Source organism: Flexivirga endophytica, from assembly GCF_014640635.1.
GTDB lineage: Bacteria > Actinomycetota > Actinomycetes > Actinomycetales > Dermatophilaceae > Flexivirga > Flexivirga endophytica.
The window spans coordinates 188,887-207,096 of sequence record NZ_BMHI01000005.1; the positions used below are offsets into that span (position 1 = coordinate 188,887).

Genomic DNA, 18,210 nt, shown 5'->3' on the forward strand with positions numbered 1-18,210 from the left:
GGACTACTCCCGCTGGACCACGCGCCGCCGCCCTCGGTGCTTCTAAGCTCGAGAACATGGTCAGAGCACGCACCGTCAGCGCCGCGGCCGGCGTCGGTTGGTTCCTCTTCGGCGCCGTCGGTCTGGTCGCCGCGCACGAGTGGAAGGCCCGCCTGCACGAGGCGGAGCGACGCGCCGAGGCGGCCGAGCGGTCCCGTGAAGAGGAAGCACGCCGGCGCGCGGTGGAGGAGCGGCTACGGATCGCGCGTGAGCTGCACGACTCGCTGACGCACAGCATCTCCGTCATCAAGGTCCAGGCCGGTGTCGCCACCCACCTCGCCCGCAAGCAGGGCGAGGAGCCGCCGGACGCGCTGCTCGCCATACAGGAGGCAAGTGGGGACGCGGTGCGGGAGTTGCGGGCCACGCTCGACGTCCTGCGACGGGAGGACTGCGACGCGCCCGAGCAACCCGCGGTGGACCGGCTGCCCTCACTGGTGCAGCGCACCCGCGACGCGGGTCTGCCGACGACGTTGCGCATCCGCGGCCAGGTGCGCCGTCTGCCCGCGGACGTCGACGAGGTCGCCTTCCGGGTCGTGCAGGAGGCGCTCACCAATGCCGTGCGGCATGCCGGTGACGCTTCCGTCGCCGTCGAGGTCGTGTATGACGACGGCGCTGTCACCGTGCGCATCGACGACGACGGCACCGGACCCGCCCGACCCTCCGGAGTGCCCGGCTACGGCCTGGTCGGGATGCGCGAGCGCGTGACCGGCGTCGGCGGGACGCTGCGCGCGGAGCCGGGTGCCGACCGTGGCTTCAGCGTGCTGGCGCAGCTCCCGGTGAGCACCGCGTCGTGATCCGGGTGCTGCTCGCGGACGACCAGGCGCTCATCCGCAGCGGGATCCGGGCGTTGCTGGACGCCGAGGACGACATCACCGTCGTCGCCGAGGCCACCGACGGGAACGAAGCGGTCGCACTGGCGACCCGGCACCGTCCCGATGTCGTGCTGATGGACGTGCAGATGCCGAGACTGGACGGCATCGAGGCGACCCGCCGGATCGTCGCGGACCCGCTGCTGCCGGACGTGCAGGTCGTGATGCTCACCAACTACGGCGTCGACGAATACGTCTGGGGCGCGCTGCGGGCCGGTGCGTGCGGCTTCGTGCTGAAGGACACCGAGCCCGCCGATCTGTTGCACGCGCTGCACGTCGCGGTCGACGGTGACGCACTGTTGTCTCCCGCCCTGACCCGCCGGCTGATCAGTGAGTTCGTAGCGCGGCCGCAGGCGACCCGACCGGACACCGAAGCGGTGCAGCGGCTGACCAACCGCGAGCGGGAAGTGGTGGCGCTGGTCGCGACCGGCATGAGTAACGACGAGATAGCCGCGCAGATGGTGATCAGCCCGATGACGGCCAAAACACATGTGAGCAGGGCGATGACCAAGATCGGCGCCCGCGACCGGGCCGGCCTGGTGGTCTTCGCCTTTCAGACCGGACTGGCCACCGCGAACGACTGACCGCTCACAGGTGCCGGCAGTCGTCCGAGCAGCCGTCGGCCGGGGCCGGACCGTCCGAGTGCGCGGCAGGACGGTGCAGGACCGCACTGGTGGGGGTCACCAGCAGTTCCTCGCCGGTGTCCTGCGCCGTGCCGTCCACGATCAGCGAATAGCCGTGGTGCTCGGTGGGCGGGAAGAGCAGCGTCACCGTCGGATTGGTGCCGACGTTGCGCGCAGTGCTCTTGCTGCGTGGGGCGTGGAACACGCCGTCGGTCAGTGACACGTCGGCACAGACGGTGCGGACCTGGGTGCCGTCGGTCGACAGCAGATGCGCGCTGCCGAAGTCCGCGACCGCGGCCGCCAGTCCGTCGGGATCCACTTTGATGCTCACCTCCGCCAGCCTACTCAGGTCCGACCGCGCCCGTACGCGCTCGCGGCCCCCGGCACGGCGCGACTGCGCGACGTCATACGGCGGCATACCGCCCCCACCACATACGCTGGGTCGTATGCCGCCGACAACGGGGGTGCGGCTCGCTCGTGAAAGGAACCACACACGTGACCAACGGACGCGTTCTGGTCGTCGACGACGACCCATCGCTGGCCGAGATGCTCGGCATCATCCTGCAGGGGGAGGACCTGGAGGTGACCTTCTGCGCCACGGGGGACAGGGCAATGGAGGCGTTCCACGACTCCAAGCCTGATGTCGTGCTCCTCGACGTCATGCTGCCCGGCATCGACGGCGTGGAGGTCTGTCGGCTGATCCGCGCCGAGTCCACCGTGCCGATCGTCATGCTGACTGCTCGCACCGACACCGTCGACGTGGTGCTGGGGCTGGAATCGGGGGCCGACGACTACGTCACCAAGCCCTTCAAACCACAGGAGCTCGTCGCACGGGTCCGCGCACGACTGCGTCGTGGCGACGACGTCGAGTCCGAGTCGATCACGCTCGGGGACCTGTCCATCGATGTGTCCGGCCACGTCGTGCAGCGCGGCGGTGCGCCGATCCTGCTCACCCCGCTGGAGTTCGACCTGCTGGTCGCGCTGGCGCGCAAGCCGTGGCAGGTGTTCTCCCGCGAGACCCTGCTGGAGCAGGTGTGGGGCTACCGGCACGCGGGTGACACCCGGCTGGTCAACGTGCACGTGCAGCGGCTGCGTTCGAAGGTCGAGAAGGATCCGGAGAACCCGGAGATCGTGCTGACCGTGCGCGGCGTCGGCTACAAAGCCGGACCGGCCTGACGGAGCACGGGTTGAGGCACGGATTGATCGAGCAGCTCTGGGGTCGCACCGAACGCCTCGCCGTCCGGTGCGGCGTCGCGATCGCCAAACTCTGGCGTCGGTCGTTGCACTTCCGGGTCGTCACGATCACGGTGTTCCTCGGCCTCTTCGTCGCGCTCGGGCTGGGCACCTACATGTACCAGCGCATCGCGGGCGGTCTCGCCTCGCGTGCCACCAGCATCGCCGAGCACGAGGCGCTCAACCAGCGCAGTGATGCGCAGAGCCAGTTCAACAACGCACCGCGCACCGACATCGGCTCGCTGCGGGCGATCGCCCAGCAACTGGCGGTGAGTGTCGGCACCAAGGTCGGCGACCAGAACGTCCGGGTCGTCATCACCCGCTCGCCCGGCAACACCTTCCCGCCGCTGGGCACCATCTCCACCAAACCCGGTGACGAGAAGCTGATCCCGTCCTCGGTGCGGGGCGCCGTGCGCAAGGACCCGGCCCACGCGCAGCTGGAGATCAGCACGATGAAGGTCGACGGCAGGGAGGTCCCCTCGGTCGTCGTGGGCGCCCGCATCGCCATACCCAACGCCGGCAACTACGACTTCTACCTCGTCGCGCCGATGACGGCCGAGTCGCAGATGCTCGGCATCGTGCGCACGTCGTTCCTGCTCGGTGGCCTGGTGCTGACGTTGTTGCTCGCCGGCATCGCCTATCTGGTCACCCGGATGGTCGTCACGCCGGTGCGGGATGCGGCACACGTCTCGGAGCGGCTGACGGCCGGCGCGCTCAACGAACGCATGCAGGTCAGTGGCGAGGACGACCTCGCTCGGCTGGCAACGTCCTTTAACGCGATGGCGGACAGTCTGCAGCGCCAGATCCGACAACTCGAGGACCTGTCCAAACTGCAGCAACGCTTCACCTCGGACGTCTCCCACGAGCTGCGCACACCGCTGACGACGATCCGTATGGCGGTCGACATGATCCACGCGAGCCGTGCCGACTTCGCCGCGCCGGTGTCCCGTTCGGCGGAGTTGCTCAGTCGCGAGCTCGACCGCTTCGAGACCCTGCTGACCGATCTGCTCGAGATCAGTCGCTTCGACGCCGGCGCCACCGCGGCGGGTACCGAGCCGGTCGACCTGCGCGACATCGTCACCAGGGTGGTCGACGGTTGCGAACAGATCGCCACCGCGCAGGGCGTGAAGCTGCGGGTGCACTCCCGGCGCGCCGCGATCGCCCCCATGGACGCCCGTCGGATCGAACGCATCGTGCGCAACCTGGTCACCAACGCCATCGAGCACGCGGAGCGCAAGCCGGTCGACATCACGGTGGGGGCAAACCCGACCGCAGTCGCGGTCGCGGTCCGCGACTACGGCGTGGGGCTGCGGCCGGGTGACGCCGACCAGGTGTTCAACCGTTTCTGGCGCGCCGACCCTGCGCGGGCCCGGACCACCGGGGGCACCGGACTCGGCCTGTCGATCGCGCTGGAGGATGCCCGGTTGCACGACGGCTGGCTGCAGGCCTGGGGCGAGCCGGGGAACGGCGCCTGTTTCCGGCTGACGCTGCCCGTCCGCTCCGGGCAGCCGATCGGACGCTCGCCGGTCACCCTCGCGCCGGACGACTCCAGCGTCGGCCTGGCGATGCCGAGCGGCAACAGCCTGACGATCGGAACCCGGGTGGCGGGCGCTCCGCGGCCGGGTGACGGCCCTGGTGGCGGATCCGGGGACGGGTCCAGGGACGGATCGAGGGACGGCCGATGACCCGCCGGCGCCCGGTGTTGTTGGGGCTGGTGCTGGCCGTCGCGCTGGCGCTGGCCGGCTGCAGTGGGCTGCCGACCTCGAGCGACGTGCGCGCCGGGAAGGCCGTCGACAACCATGCGCCGCCGACCGTCGGCAACATCGAATACCCCGGGCCGACGGACGGCGCCAGCCAGAAGGACATCGTCAGCGGATTCCTGGACGCCACGGCGGGCACCAACCAGAACTACGAGCGCGCCCGCGAATACCTGACCGACAATGCCCGCAGGTCCTGGGCGCCGCGCACGGTCGCGGTCACGTCGGGCACCAGGGATCTGATCGCCAGCGGTAAGAACACCGTCACGGCGACCGCCGAGAGCATCGCCGATCTCGACGCCAGCGCGCACCTGACCGAGCAACCCTCGGGAGCGACGACGACCGCGGACTTCAGGCTGGCGAAGGTCGACGGGCAGTGGCGCATCGCCGAACTGCCCGCGGACTTCGGCCTGTGGATGAACGTCGACCAGTTCAAGCGGATCTACCAGCCGCAGGAGGTCTACTACGCGGCCGCCACCCAGCACACACTTGTGCCGGACACCCAGTGGTATACGCAGACCGGCCTGGTCAGCTCGCTGGCGGCTGCCGTGGTTCGTGGCGCACCACGCTGGATGAACGGTATGACGCTCCCGTCGTTGCCCAAGGGCAGCGAGCTCACCGGGTCGTCGGTCTCGATCGACAACGACGGCGTCGCCTCGGTCAACGTGAGCGGCGAGGTGCTGGCGGCGACACCGGTGCAACGCACCGCCCTGTGGGCCAGCATGCTCGCGACCCTGGGGCAGGTGAGCGAGGTCCGGCGGGTGGTCGTGCTCGTGGACGGCGCCCGCTTGCAGGCTCCGGGACTGCCCAGCAGCCCCAGCACGCCGTCGGACCTGGGCTACACCGCCGTCAGCGGCAATCCGGCGCAACTGGTCGGACGAACCGGCCCGACGCGTCTGGAGTGGATGGACAACGGCGACTCGGCGACCGACCTGCGCAATCCGAGCCACAGCAAGGACCTGCCGACGCTGCCGACGATCAACCACAACTGGTACCGCCTGGCGGTCTCCGGCGACGGCAAGCAGGTCGCGGCCATCGACGGCGCGAACGCGGTGCTCGGCCGGTGGGTCGGGGGGCACCTGAGCCGGATCAGTGGCTTCGGCACGGACCTGGTCGCGCCGAGCTTCAGCTCCACCCGAGGTCCCTCGGGTGACTCGATAGACGAGCTCTGGGTCGCGGGTCGGTCGGTGTCCAAGGACAGCGGCGACAAGTCGGCGAACGGCACGTTGTGGGTGGTGGACGCGGAGCTGCCCGTCGCCGACGCGCAACCGCAGCCGGTCGAGGCAGCGTGGTTGCGGGACAAGCACATCACCGCCGTACGCCTGTCGCCCGACGGCGAACGCATCGCGGTCGCCGTGCACGCCCCGGGAGGTGCCTCGCAGGTCTACGTGGCCGGGGTGGTTCGCGGTAAGAAGGGCCACGCGCAGGCACTGACCAGGCCACTGCGTGTCGCGCCGAGTGTCACCAACGTCCTGGACATCGGCTGGATCGACTACGTCACGCTCGCCGTGTTGCAGCGCGACAGCGACGGAGGTGTCGCCGGACCGCTCAACGTCCCGATCGGCGGCCTCAGCAGCAGCCTCGGCGAGACGCCGGGTGGTGATCACCTCGTGGCGACCGGGTCCGGGGCGAGTTCGCTGTATGTCGAGACGGACGCGGACACCGTGCTGACCCGGGTCGGCGCGAGCTGGCAGGAGGTCCCCGGTGTGACCGCGATGATCGCGTCCGGCACCTGAGGTTTCCCGGCGCCCGGCCGTCCACATCCCGTGCAGCGGACGGCGGTCGTGCACAGGTGACGCGCCGGCACCGGCGCGGCGGAGGGGCGCCATACAGGGTCGTGGTGTGCCCGGTGCAGCGCTGCAGGCGTTCTGCGATCTCGCGCTACCGCGTGCCTGCGCAGGGTGCGACGAGAAGCGGGTCGCGCTGTGCGAGCGCTGCCTGGCCGAGCTGCGGGAAGCGCTGGCGACACCTGCCTTCGCGGCGCTGCCGTCGCCGTGTCCGGTCGGTTTCCCGACGACCTGGTCGCAGACGCCGTATGACGGGGCGGTGGCCCAACTGCTGCGCGCCTTCAAGGACTCGGGCCGCAGCGACCTCGCACCGCGGTTGGCGAAGTTGCTGCGGTCGGCTGTGGCGGGCCTCGCCGAGTACGACGAGTCGTGCCTCGCAGCGTTGCGATCCGGCCGGCAGATGCTCGTGGTGCCGATGCCGAGCCGGTCGACATCGACACGGGCACGCGGGCGGGAGCCGACGGTCGAGCTGGCCCGACTCGCCGTGCGCGGGGCACGCCCGCTGGTGCTGTGCCGTGCCCTGCGCACGTCAGCCGCCGGTCGCGACCAGGCCGGGCTCACCGCCCAGGAACGGGCGCGGAACATGCATGGTGCGATGCGCCTGACCGCCATCGGTCGGGCTCGGGTGCCCGGCCGGTTCTGTGTCGTGGTCGACGACATCGTGACGACCGGATCGTCCCTGGCGGAGGCTCACGCGACGTTGCTCGACGCCGGCGCAGCGGGTGTTGCCGCGGCGACGGTCGCGGCGACCCAGCGCTACGGCGGGTGAACCCGACGCCCGCCGGACACGGTTCGGTCGTCAACCGTTTACGTCTGTGGGTCCGGTGGTTTAACGTCGATGCATGGAGCACCTCGTGCGATCGATTCCCGTACGACGATCCGCTCCGTGTGTCCTCCCGATGGAGGTGGTGCACCGGTAGACAAGGGATGCCGACCCGCCTGACGCCATGCAGTCGAAACCAGGAGTGCACCATGGAGATCACCGTTACCGGACGTCATGTCACGGTCCCCGAGCGTTTTCGTCGGCACATCGAAGAGAAGCTGACCAAAGTGCCTCAGCTGGACCCGCGGGTCAATCGCTGCGATGTGGTCATCACGCACGAGGCCAACCCACGGCAGGCCAAGGAAGCGGAACGCATAGAGATCACGTGTCACGCCAAGAGGTCCGTGATTCGTGCCGAAGCGAGCGCGGACGACGTCTACGGCGCACTCGACATCGCGATGACCCGACTCGGAGAGAGGCTGCGTCGCACGAGCGACAAGCGCCGTGTCCACCGCGGTAGGAAACAACCCACGTCGGTCCACGACGCGACATCGGCCATCGCGCTGCCGGACATGGACCAGACGGCGGACGACACTCCGTTGCCCGCGCACATCGCCAAGGTCGGCGGCGACGAGGACTGCCCGATCCATATCCGGGAGAAGGTCCACACCGGCACCCCGATGGGTGTCGACCAGGCACTCAACGCGATGGAGCTGGTCGGACACGACTTCTACCTCTACCAGGACGCCGAAACCGGCAGGCCGTGCGTGGTCTATCGTCGGCGGGGCTGGTCCTACGGCGTCATACAACTGGACGTCGTGGAAGAACCACCCGCAGCGAACACCGCGTGACAGCACTGCGCTACACGACAAGGACACGTGACTGACATTCCACGGACCAAAGGCGGGGCCGGTGCCGCACCGGCCCCGCTTCCTGCGCGCCCGGAGGTGGTCCGCACCCTGCTGGTCGAGGACTACAAGATCTACCGGCACGGGTTGCGGATGATCCTTGATCTCGAGGACGACATCGCCGTCGTCGGCGAGACCGGCAGTGCCGTCGAGGCGCTCGAGATGGCGGAAGCGACGGCGCCCGATGTCGTCGTCCTGGACATCCTGCTGCCCGATGGCAGCGGTCTGCAGGTATGCCGGAAGATCTGCGCACGACTGCCCGATACCAAGGTCCTGATGCTGACCGCTTCCGACGAGGACTCCGACCTGGTCGAGTCGGTGAAGGCAGGTGCGACCGGCTATCTCCTCAAGGACATCGCGCCGGACCAGCTGCCGATGTCGATCCGCGCCGTCGCGAGCGGAAAGGCACTGCTGTCACCGGAACTCGGCTCGACCCTGTTGTCGGAGTACTCCGCGTTGGTGCGCGGCGCGCCGGCGCGCGACGACGAGCCGACCGGAGAGCTGACCGACCGCGAGTTGGAGGTTCTGGGCCTGGTCGCGCGCGGCTGGTCCAACCGCAAGATCGCCGAAGAGCTGTTCATCGCCGAGAACACCGTCAAGAACCACGTGCGCAACATCCTCGACAAGCTGCAGTTGCGCAGTCGCATGCAAGCCGCGCTGTATGCCGTCCGCGGCGGGCTGGTCGACGACCAGGCGGAGTGAGACCGGGCTGCTAGTGCACGCCCGGTGCGAGCCGATCGAAGAGCAACAGGTCGACCACGCTGCCGTCACCGAGCAGTTCGGCCGATCGCGCCCGCCCGATCTGCTCGAAGTCACAGCGTTTCGCCACTGCCACCGAGGCGTCGTTCCCGACGGCGACGCCCAGTCGCAATCGGCGCAGCCCCAACCCGCCCTTGGCCGCGGGCATGAACGCGTAGGAGCAGACCGCGTCCAGTGCATGTGTCGCCAGGCCCTGACCGCGGGCCCCGGCCGACAGCCAGTAGCCGGCCTCGGCATTGCCGTCGGCAAAATTCTGCAGCCCGATCATGCCGGCGAAGTCTCCTTCGCCGGAGCCGCAGATCACCCACCAGCTGCCGTGCGCCGTGATGTCGACGTGGCGGTTGCGCGCGACGTGGTCCTCGGCGCGTTGCTCGAGGTCGTCCTGGGGGATCGACAGCCAACGGCGTACCTGTGGCTCGGCCCAGGTGCGCGCCACGGCCGCAGCGTCGCCGCGGCGCAGCGGGCGTAGCCGTACGTCGGGAAAATCCAGCACCGGTGGCAGGACCGAACGTTGGGTCTCGCGGGCGTCAGTGACCAAGAGCTCGAAGTAGGCGCCGTCGGTGATCCTGCCGTCGGCGGCCGTGTAGGCCTGCCGGTCCTGCCCCCATTGCCGGAAGCCGGCGCCGCGTAACAACGACCGCGAAGCGTGATTGTCCAGGTCGGTCTCGGCAAACAATCTGGTGAGCCCGAGGCCACCGGCCTCCGCAGGCGAGAATGCATGCGTCACAACAGCTTCCAGCGCGCTCGCCAAGACGCCCTGACCCCGTGCGGCCGGCAGCAGCCAATAGCCGACCTCGCCCGAGGTGGCAGTGCGGTCACCGATATTGAAAATTGCGATATTGCCGAGCGGTGCATCGGTGGTCGCGTCGGCGACGCACCACGAGACCACGTAGCCCTGATCGATGAAGCCTCGCTGCCGGGCAATCCAGCCGGCGAACGACGTCTTGGTGACCTGTGCGGCAAGTGGCATGTAACGCTTGGCGACTTCGTCCACTTCGTCCGGCAAGTACGAGACGTCGTCGTCGCGCCAGGGTCGCAGGCGAATGCCATCGCGATCGATAATCGGCACGATGTTCGGTGAAACCCGCTGTGCGTCAACGTCATCCGTGGCGAGCAGTTCCCAGTTGAGTGCGTCGCTCGGCTCTCGGTCGTCGCGCGCGATGACCGACCGCTCCGTGCCCCAGCACTGGAAACCTGACCGGCGCAACACTCGTGCCGACGCCGTGTTGGCGAGGTCGCTGCCTGCCTGCAGCCGGTGCAAACCCAATCCGTGCGTGCCGGCGAGGTCGGCGCGAGGGGCGAAGGCATGCTGCCGGACGAGATCGACGGCGGTGGACATTACGCCACGTCCGCGCGCGTGCGGGTAGAGCCAGTAGCCGAGCTCACCGTTGCCAAGCGTGAAGTCGATGTCGAGATGCCGGACCTGCACGTACCCGAGCGGCTTGTCGGTCGCCTTCTCGGCGATGCACCAGAAGACGCCCTCGCCGTCAGCCATCCGCTCACGACGGCGCAACAGCCATTCGGAGTAGTCGGCCGGCGCCGGCTGCATGTCAGTGACCATCGACCGGCTCAGCTCGTCGCGCTCGTAGACGATGTCATCGTCGCGCCATGGGCGCAGCCGGAGCCCGGAGCCTTCGAGCACCGCGGGCTCCCACCACGGGTGACCGGGCCTGCCGGTCCAGCCGCGCGCACTCGCGTGCCCGATCCACCGGTCCTCGGGCAGTCCCGGCCCGTCGATGCCCTGGTCCGGCCACGTCCCGTCGACGGTGAATCCGGTCGCCCACGCGATGCGGCGAGATCCCCAGTTGCCACGAGCCGCCTGCCAGGTGACCGTGCGCAGGCCCAGATCGTCGAAGGCATGCCGCAACACCAGCCGGGTCGCTCCGGTCATCACGCCCTTGCCGCGGGCGTCGGGGTGCAGGTTGTAACCGAGCTCACGGGAGGCGGGGGAGCGCCGGTGCAGGTTGATCGTGCCGACGTACACGCCGCCGAACTCGATCGCCCAGTAGTGCGCCGCGTCGTCCTCCCACCGGCTGCGGATCTTCGCCAGGAACTCGCGGGCGTCGGCTTCGTCATACGGCTGCGGGAGTGTCAGCCAGCGCCGGGTCTCCCCGTCCCGGCAGTTCTCGACGATCCGTGGCACGTCGGAGTCGCGGTGCGCGCGCAGCGTCACCCGGCCGTCGGTCAGCTCGGGCACGTCGTCCGGGAAGGTCGGCATACCGGCAGCCAATCACGGGTCGTTGGGACCGGCCATGGATTTTCAGTCCGGGTCGCCGGGCCGGTGCGTGTGCTCCACCGACAGCAGCTCGAAATAGGCGGTGTCGGTGATCGTGCCGTCGGCGGCGACGAACGAGTCGTGGTCCTGGCCGTACTGCCGGAAACCGGCCGACGCCAGCGTCAGCATCGACGCGTGGTTGCCGTCGACGGTCGCCGCGTCCAGCCGTCGCAGGCCCAGGCCGTCGGGTGAGAAGGCGTGGTCCACGACGGCCCGCAGTGCCTCGCCGGCCAGCCCGCGGCCCCGCGCCTCGTCATACAGCCAGTAGCCGGTGGTGCCGCTGCGCAGGGGAGTGCCGAGACCGCGGACGCCGATCGAACCCAGTGGCCGGTCGGTGACCGCGTCGGCGATGCACCAGCCGACAGACGTGCCGTCCAGCTCGTCGCAGCTCTCGCGCGCCAGCCAGTCGGCATAACCCGCGGCCGGTGGACGCGGCTCGATGCCCATCGCGCCGGCGGCCTGGGGATCCGGTGCGGGCTCGCGCTCGGGCCGGTCTTGCTCGCTCCACGCGCGCAGCGTCAGCCGCTCGGTGCGCAGCACGGGCACCGGCACGGCGGCCGACCGCTGCGCCTCACGGTCGTCGGAGGCGAGCAACTCGAAGGACTCCTCGTCGCCGACCGTGCCGTCGGGGAGGGCGATGTTCGCGTGTTCGGAGCCGATGTGCCGGAACCCCGCCCAGCGCAGGACGCGGTGCGAGGCCAGGTTCGTCCCATCGACGTGGGCCGCCAGCCTCCGCAGGCCGAGCCCACCGTCGGTCGTGGGGGAGAAGGAGTGCCGCACCACGAGTTCCATCGCATCGCGCATCACACCTCGACCGCGTGCGGACGGCTGCAGCCAGTAGGCCAGCCTCGCCGTGTCACGCAGCATCGGGACGTTCATCCGGAAGAGCTGTATGCCGCCGAGCGGGTGGTCCGTTGCGATGTCTGCGATGCACCAGACGACGGCTTCGCCGCCCGCCATACGTTCCAGGCGGGTTAGCAACCACTCGTCGAACCCGTCCGGGGCGGGCGCCGAGCCGAGCATAAAGTGCGTCAGGGAGCGGTCCGGCGTCGTGTCCGGGACGTCCGTGTCGCGCCACGGCCGCAAGCGGATCCGGCCCGACTCCAGCGCTGCCGCCTCCCGCCAGGGCAGCTGCGGCGCACGGGGGTCGGATGCGTGCAGGTGCCCGAACCAGGTGCCGACGATCGTCCCGTCGGGCCCGGGATGCGTGGCCGGCCAGGTGCCGTCGTGGGTGAAGCCGAGCGCCCACGCCACCCGGCGGGAAGCCCAGTTGCCGCGGGCGGCGCGCCATACCAGCGTCTGCAGGCCGAGGTCGTCGAAGGCGTGCGCGACCAGCAGACGGGCCGCCGCCGTGGTGACGCCCCGACCTCGCACGTCCGGGTGCACGCCGTAACCGATCTCCGAGGTGCCACCGGCCCGCGAGTGCAGATTGATCGAGCCGGCCCAACGCCCGTCGACCTCGACCGCCCAGGCTCCCTGCCGTGTGCCGGACTCCCAGGTGGTGCGCACCTGGTCGAAGAACTCGCGCGCCTGCTCCATCCCGTATGGCGACGGGAGCGGCACACTCGCGCGGGTGCGCGGGTCGTTCGCGAACTCCACGATGCGCGGCAGGTCCGAATCCTGGTGGGCGCGCAGGGTCACGGCACCGTCGGTGAGTTCTGGAACGGCATCGGGGAAGACCGGCATGCCCGGCAGCAAACCACATGTGACTCACCCCACGAAGTTTCTCCCCCGCTGCGCTCCTCCGAATACTTCGCGGGGACCCCGAGAAGCGCGCCGGGAACCCAACACCCGGTCCCGACCATTAGCATGGGTGAGTCTGTCTACAAGTCGTGACGGCGAAATGTTCGTCCATTAGCGGGGAGAGTCCGTGCCCAAGGTTGTCGAGAAGGTCCTGCGTGCCGGCGAGGGCCGCACCCTCAAGAAGCTGCAGGCGTATGCCGCGCAGGTCAATCTGCTCGAGGATGACTTCGCGGGACTGTCCGACGCGGAGTTGCGGGAGGAGACCGACAAGTTCCGCAAGCGGATCGCCGGCGGTGAGTCGCTGGACGACCTGCTGCCCGAGGCCTTCGCCGCGGTCCGGGAGGCCAGCAAGCGCACCATCGGCAAGCGGCACTTCGACGTGCAGCTCGCGGGCGGCGCAGCGTTGCACCTGGGCAACGTCGCGGAGATGAAGACCGGTGAGGGCAAGACCCTCGTCGCGACGCTGCCGGCATACCTCAATGCGTTGAGCGGCAAGGGCGTTCACGTCATCACCACCAACGACTACCTCGCCGAGACGCAGGCGGAGCAGATGGGCCGCGTGCACCGCGCCCTGGGCCTGGACACCGGCTGCATCCTGGCGTCGATGACGCCGGACGAGCGTCGGGTCGAATACGCCAAGGACATCACCTACGGCACCAACAACGAGTTCGGCTTCGACTACCTGCGCGACAACATGGCCTGGTCCGACGCGGAGCTGGTGCAGCGCGGCCACAACTACGCCATCGTCGACGAGGTCGACTCGATCCTCATCGACGAGGCCCGCACGCCGCTGATCATCAGCGGGCCGGCCGACGAGGCGACCCGCTGGTACGTCGAGTTTGCCAAGATCGTGCAGCACCTCAAGCGCTCGCCGAAGAAGGAGAACTCCCTGCCCGGCGACGGCGACTACGAGGTCGACGAGAAGAAGAAGACCGTCGGCCTGCTGGAGTCGGGCATCGAGATCGTCGAGGACCTGCTGGGCATCGACAACCTCTACGAGGCGGCCAACACCCCGCTGATCGGCTATCTCAACAACGCCATCAAGGCCAAGGAGCTGTTCAAGAACGACAAGGACTACGTCGTCATGAACGGCGAGATCCTGATCGTCGACGAGCACACCGGCCGCATGTTGTCCGGCCGCCGCTACAACGAGGGCATGCACCAGGCGATCGAGGCCAAGGAAGGCGTCGAGATCCAGAACGAGAACCAGACGCTCGCGACGGTGACGCTGCAGAACTACTTCCGCATGTACGACAAGCTCTCGGGTATGACGGGCACCGCCCAGACCGAGGCCGCGGAGCTCTACCAGATCTACAAGCTCGGCGTCGTGACGATCCCGACCAACAAGCCGATGATCCGCAAGGACCAGTCGGACCTGATCTACCGCACCGAGAAGGCGAAGTTCAAGGCGGTCGTCGACGACATCGTCGATCGGCACAAGGAGGGCCAGCCGGTGCTGGTCGGCACGACGAGCGTCGAGAAGAGCGAATACCTCTCGGAGCAGTTGCGCCGCAAGGGTGTTCCGCACGAGGTGCTCAACGCCAAGCACAACGAGAGCGAGGCGGCGATCGTCGCCCAGGCCGGTCGCAAGGGCGCGGTCACTGTCTCGACGAACATGGCCGGCCGAGGCACCGACATCATGCTCGGCGGCAACCCGGAGTTCATCGCCATGACGGCGCTGAAGCGCAAGGGCCTGTCTCCGGAGGAGACGCCGGACGAATACGAGGACGCCTGGGACGAGGCGCTCGCCAAGGCCGAGAAGGCCGTCGCCAAGCAGCACGAGGAGGTCGTCGAGCTCGGCGGTCTCTATGTGCTGGGCACCGAGCGGCACGAGTCACGGCGCATCGACAACCAGCTGCGTGGACGATCCGGCCGTCAGGGCGACCCCGGTGAGAGCCGTTTCTACCTGTCCCTGCAGGACGACCTGATGCGGTTGTTCAACGCCGCGATGGTCGACCGGTTCATGCAGACCGCCAAGATCGAGGACGAGGTCCCGATCGAGTCCAAGATGGTCAGCCGCTCCATCCAGAGCGCGCAGAGCCAGGTCGAGGCCCAGAACTTCGAGATCCGCAAGAACGTCCTGAAGTACGACGACGTACTCAACCGGCAGCGCGAGGTCATCTACTCCGAGCGTCGCAAGGTGCTCGAGGGCGCCGACCTGGAGACGCAGGTGCGGCACTTCATCAACGACACCGTCGACGCGTATGTCGAGGGCGCCACCGCCGAGGGCTTCTCCGACGACTGGGACCTCGACAAGCTGTGGGAGGCGTTGCGCGAGCTCTACCCGGTCTCGATCGGCCTCGACGAGATCGAGGAGGAGGTCGGCGGCCGCGCCGGTGTGCAGGCGGACCTGCTGGCCGAGGAGGTCCGGTCCGACGCCCAGCACGCGTATGACGCGCGTGAGAAGGAACTCGGGGACCGCATCAGCCGCGAGGTCGAGCGCCGCGTCGTGCTGACCGTCCTAGACCGCAAGTGGCGCGAGCACCTCTACGAGATGGACTACCTGAAGGAAGGCATCCACCTGCGGCAGTACGCCCAGCGCGACCCGTTGGTGGAATATCAGCGCGAGGGCTTCCAGCTCTTCGGCGCCATGAACGACGCCATCAAGGAGGAGTCGGTCCAGCACCTCTTCCACGTCCAGGTCGACCCCGAGGAGGTCGCCTCGTCGTTGCCCGCACCGCAGGAGAAGATGACCTTCTCCGCGCCGAGTGAGGACGGCACCGCCACCGCGCACGAGGTGGACGACGAGGGTCGCGTGGTCGGGGAGGACGACTCCAACCTGCCGCGTGCCCAGCGCCGTGCCAAGAAGCGCGCGAAGAAGAAGTCCGGCAAGGCGAAGGCCAACTCCAAGAACTGAGGAAGATCGGTCCTGGGACTCGGGGTCCCCGCGAAGTATCGGAGCGAGTTACGAGCGGAGAACTTCGTGGGGTTCAGCCGAGCTCCATCGCGGTCACCATCCAGCGACCGTCGACGCCGACGATGCGCAGTGCCATGGCCCGGACGCGGCCGTCGTGCTGCACCACGACACTGGCCTCGATGACGCCGTCGTCGGGTTCGCACACGTGCACGCGGCGCACCAGTGACCGGTGCAACGGACGTGCGCCACGGCGCTTGGCGATGACCGACCTCGCGTGGACCCGCTCGTAGACCAAGGGGCTGACCGAGCGGGCGATCTGGGTCACGGGGCGCACTCCCGTCATACATTCCAGGATGGCGCCGGCCGTGCGCTGCAGCCAGGCGCGCGGCTCCGGCAGCAGACTGGTCCGGGTCGCCTGCGGCCCGAAGTGCGGGTCGACCTCACCGGCGCCGAGGACCACGCGCAGCGTCGGCTGGGAGTAGCCCCGTCGGCGGTCCCGCGAGGCGGCGACGACGTCGTCGTACAACGTGTCGACGGCGCACTCGTCGAGGGCAGGCGGCTGCCAGCCGGAGGCCGGTGACAGGTGCAGCGGTTGGGCCGTGGCGGTGCTCATCGGTTGCTTCCTTCCAGGGCGTGGTCCGGCGTCTGCAGCCGGGTGCCGATGCTGAGCTGATCGGGGTCGTCGCCGATGACGTGCCGGTTTGCGGCATACCACCGCGGCCACTCCGCCGCGATCGCCTGCGCGTCGGCGTGCGGTCCCAGGTGAGCTGCCGCGATGGACCACAGGGTGTCGCCACGATGGACGACAATCTCGCCTGAGTCGTCGGCGACCGGTTTGCCGGTCACCAGCGGTGCGCACTCGCGCGCCACCTGGTCGGTGCGGGCCGGTTTGTCCGGCACCCAGCCGGGCGCCGGCGGTGCCTCGTCGGTGCACGAATCCGAAGGTCTCACAGCGTGTTTCGAGCCGTGCTCGCTGCCGCTCACGACACCTGTGATCGTCGATGTGGCCGCACTCGAGGCGGCAGACGCCGACGCGACCGTCGGGTTGCTCGCAGCGAATGCCGGCGCCGCCGTGCTCAGGCTGGACAACGCCGTCAGCGCGAGCAGTACGCCGGCCAGGCGGCCGATCATCCCGGATGGTCGCGGGCCGGAGCCGGTGCGACCGCCGTCATGGGCGGACCCGGCACTCCCTCCGGCGGACGTCGTGCGCAGCACGGTCGCGGTCGCCAGCACGATCAGCGCAGCCGCCCACAGCAGGGCCAGCACCAGCGCGGCCCACAGCAGGACCGGGAGCGCGTCGGGAGTGCGAACCGCGCTACGTCGCTCGAGGCGGTGCAACTCACCAAGCATCCCGCCCCATGCGGCGTAGGTCGCGATGAGCGCACCGACGGCGGCGGTCGCCCCGAGCGCCGCGGCGCGTGCCCGGTGCCATCGACCGGTGATCCCTGTGTCCTGCATGTCCGCCTTCTCTCCCCGTCGGCGCTGATGTGCATCAACCAGATGCAAAAGGTGCCAAACGACATCAATCGACAACAAGTGAACTCAATCACATGCAAGTGCGGTTGTCCATGGCGTGGGCACGGCCCGCTACGGTGGCCGCGTGCGTTGGCAGGACTTGTTCGCAGACCTGGAGGCCCAACTACTCGCCGAACAACGGCGGGAGTTGCAGGCCGAGGTCGCCGACCGCACGCGGCGCGAGCGCGCCGAGGTGTCGGTGCTGGACCGGGCGGCGCGATCGGTCGGCACCGTGATCACCGTCGTCACGGGGGCCGGCTCGGTCCGCGGCACGTTGGACGACCTGGGCAAGGACTGGCTGCTCGTCCAGGAGGAGGGGCGGCACGCCGCACTCGTGCCGATGCCGGCGGTCACCGCGCTCGTCGGACTCGGGACCCGCAGCGACGACGACCGCGGGATGGGACGCCGGTTCGGTCTCGGCGTGGCGCTACGCGCGGTCGCGCGGGATCGCGCGCCCGTCGCCATCCACGACGTCGTCGGTGGCCTGGCGACCGGCACGATCGACAAGGTCGGAGCCGATCACCTCGACCTGGCCGAGCATCCTGCCGATGCGGTACGCCGGGCGCGCGCGCTCACCGGGCACCGGGTGGTGCCGTTCGCGGCCATCGGCATCGTCAGGCGTGCCTGACCCTCAGCGCCCGTCCGTCAGCGCCCGTCCGTCAGCGCTCGTCCGTCAGCGCTCGCCCGTCAGCGCTCGTCTTCGTCGCCGAAGTCGCCGGCGGCGACCCGCGCCTGCGAGTCGGCATACTGCCGCTGGATGTAGGCCTCGAGCTCGGTGAGCTCGATCCGCCAGGACTTGCCGACCTTGATCGCGGGCAACTCGCCGCTGGTCACCAGGCCGTAGGCCTGGCGCGAGGAGATGCTGAGTGTCTCGGCGACGTCGGCGATGGAGACGAAGCGCGCTGGCACGAAGTGCCCTCCTTGGGCTCGCGGTTGGCAGTGACCTCATTGTGATTGGCAGTGGTCTCATTGTGTCGCATCAACCCCTCGGCGCGGACTGCCTGTGGACAACACCCCACGGGCGGCGTCGAACTCTTTACAGTTCTTCCTGTCCCGCTGCCTGAGCCATTGGCCATGATGTG

The 18,210-nt window shown here is 69.2% G+C and carries 16 protein-coding genes; 10 read left to right on the forward strand and 6 right to left on the reverse strand.

Annotation, left to right across the window (positions count from 1 at the left end):
- Window positions 1-56 precede the first annotated feature (56 nt).
- Together IEX71_RS16180 and IEX71_RS16185 are read left to right on the forward strand one after the other, a co-directional pair.
- The gene (locus IEX71_RS16180) at window positions 57-833 is read left to right on the forward strand and encodes a sensor histidine kinase (RefSeq protein WP_188838084.1); all 777 of its coding nucleotides are present in this window, start codon (window positions 57-59) and stop codon (window positions 831-833) included.
- Window positions 830-1,492: a response regulator gene (locus IEX71_RS16185; RefSeq protein ID WP_188838085.1), complete on the forward strand. Its 663-nt coding sequence runs from the start codon at window positions 830-832 to the stop codon at window positions 1,490-1,492. The genes IEX71_RS16180 and IEX71_RS16185 overlap by 4 nt, the downstream gene beginning before the upstream one ends.
- A gap of 4 nt (window positions 1,493-1,496) precedes the next feature.
- Here the strand turns inward: IEX71_RS16185 and IEX71_RS16190 are convergent, their stop codons facing one another.
- Window positions 1,497-1,862, reverse strand: coding sequence for a pyridoxamine 5'-phosphate oxidase (locus IEX71_RS16190; RefSeq protein WP_188838086.1), 366 nt, complete (start codon window positions 1,860-1,862; stop codon window positions 1,497-1,499).
- Between the two features lie 164 nt (window positions 1,863-2,026).
- Here IEX71_RS16190 and mtrA point away from each other — a divergent pair, with 164 nt between their 5' ends.
- The 6 genes from mtrA (at window position 2,027) to IEX71_RS16220 (ending at window position 8,681) form a co-directional block, all read left to right on the forward strand.
- Window positions 2,027-2,707 (forward strand): MtrAB system response regulator MtrA, encoded by a 681-nt coding sequence (gene mtrA / locus IEX71_RS16195; protein ID WP_268235967.1) that lies wholly within the window; start codon window positions 2,027-2,029, stop codon window positions 2,705-2,707.
- 11 nt (window positions 2,708-2,718) lie between these two features.
- The gene (mtrB, locus tag IEX71_RS16200) at window positions 2,719-4,449 is read left to right on the forward strand and encodes an MtrAB system histidine kinase MtrB (RefSeq protein ID WP_229749801.1); all 1,731 of its coding nucleotides are present in this window, start codon (window positions 2,719-2,721) and stop codon (window positions 4,447-4,449) included.
- Window positions 4,446-6,257 carry an LpqB family beta-propeller domain-containing protein gene (locus tag IEX71_RS16205; RefSeq protein ID WP_188838087.1) on the forward strand — a complete coding sequence of 604 codons (1,812 nt, stop codon included), beginning with the start codon at window positions 4,446-4,448 and terminating at the stop codon, window positions 6,255-6,257. Before mtrB ends, IEX71_RS16205 begins: the two co-directional genes overlap by 4 nt.
- A gap of 106 nt (window positions 6,258-6,363) precedes the next feature.
- The gene (locus IEX71_RS16210) at window positions 6,364-7,077 is read left to right on the forward strand and encodes a ComF family protein (protein WP_188838088.1); all 714 of its coding nucleotides are present in this window, start codon (window positions 6,364-6,366) and stop codon (window positions 7,075-7,077) included.
- Window positions 7,078-7,280: 203 nt separating this feature from the next.
- Window positions 7,281-7,922: a ribosome hibernation-promoting factor, HPF/YfiA family gene (hpf, locus tag IEX71_RS16215; RefSeq protein WP_188838089.1), complete on the forward strand. Its 642-nt coding sequence runs from the start codon at window positions 7,281-7,283 to the stop codon at window positions 7,920-7,922.
- Window positions 7,923-7,949: 27 nt separating this feature from the next.
- The gene (locus IEX71_RS16220; RefSeq protein WP_188838090.1) at window positions 7,950-8,681 is read left to right on the forward strand and encodes a response regulator; all 732 of its coding nucleotides are present in this window, start codon (window positions 7,950-7,952) and stop codon (window positions 8,679-8,681) included.
- A 10-nt stretch (window positions 8,682-8,691) separates the two neighbouring features.
- On the opposite strand, the gene IEX71_RS16225 is transcribed toward IEX71_RS16220, so the two are convergent.
- Window positions 8,692-10,956: a GNAT family N-acetyltransferase gene (locus IEX71_RS16225; RefSeq protein WP_188838091.1), complete on the reverse strand. Its 2,265-nt coding sequence runs from the start codon at window positions 10,954-10,956 to the stop codon at window positions 8,692-8,694.
- Window positions 10,957-10,998: 42 nt separating this feature from the next.
- Complete coding sequence (locus IEX71_RS16230) at window positions 10,999-12,699, reverse strand: GNAT family N-acetyltransferase (RefSeq protein ID WP_188838092.1); 1,701 nt, start codon at window positions 12,697-12,699, stop codon at window positions 10,999-11,001.
- 184 nt (window positions 12,700-12,883) lie between these two features.
- Here IEX71_RS16230 and secA point away from each other — a divergent pair, with 184 nt between their 5' ends.
- Window positions 12,884-15,613, forward strand: a complete 2,730-nt coding sequence (gene secA, locus IEX71_RS16235) for a preprotein translocase subunit SecA (RefSeq protein ID WP_188838093.1) — start codon at window positions 12,884-12,886, stop codon at window positions 15,611-15,613.
- Between the two features lie 73 nt (window positions 15,614-15,686).
- Here the strand turns inward: secA and IEX71_RS16240 are convergent, their stop codons facing one another.
- Entirely contained in the window at window positions 15,687-16,226 is a 540-nt protein-coding gene (locus tag IEX71_RS16240; protein WP_188838094.1) for an Rv3235 family protein, read from the reverse strand.
- Complete coding sequence (locus IEX71_RS16245) at window positions 16,223-17,071, reverse strand: LysM peptidoglycan-binding domain-containing protein (RefSeq protein ID WP_188838095.1); 849 nt, start codon at window positions 17,069-17,071, stop codon at window positions 16,223-16,225. The genes IEX71_RS16240 and IEX71_RS16245 overlap by 4 nt, the downstream gene beginning before the upstream one ends.
- Before the next feature lie 142 nt (window positions 17,072-17,213).
- Here IEX71_RS16245 and IEX71_RS16250 point away from each other — a divergent pair, with 142 nt between their 5' ends.
- Entirely contained in the window at window positions 17,214-17,756 is a 543-nt protein-coding gene (locus tag IEX71_RS16250; RefSeq protein ID WP_188838096.1) for a hypothetical protein, read from the forward strand.
- Window positions 17,757-17,815: 59 nt separating this feature from the next.
- Here the strand turns inward: IEX71_RS16250 and IEX71_RS16255 are convergent, their stop codons facing one another.
- The gene (locus IEX71_RS16255) at window positions 17,816-18,037 is read right to left on the reverse strand and encodes a helix-turn-helix domain-containing protein (protein ID WP_188838097.1); all 222 of its coding nucleotides are present in this window, start codon (window positions 18,035-18,037) and stop codon (window positions 17,816-17,818) included.
- Window positions 18,038-18,210 lie beyond the last annotated feature (173 nt).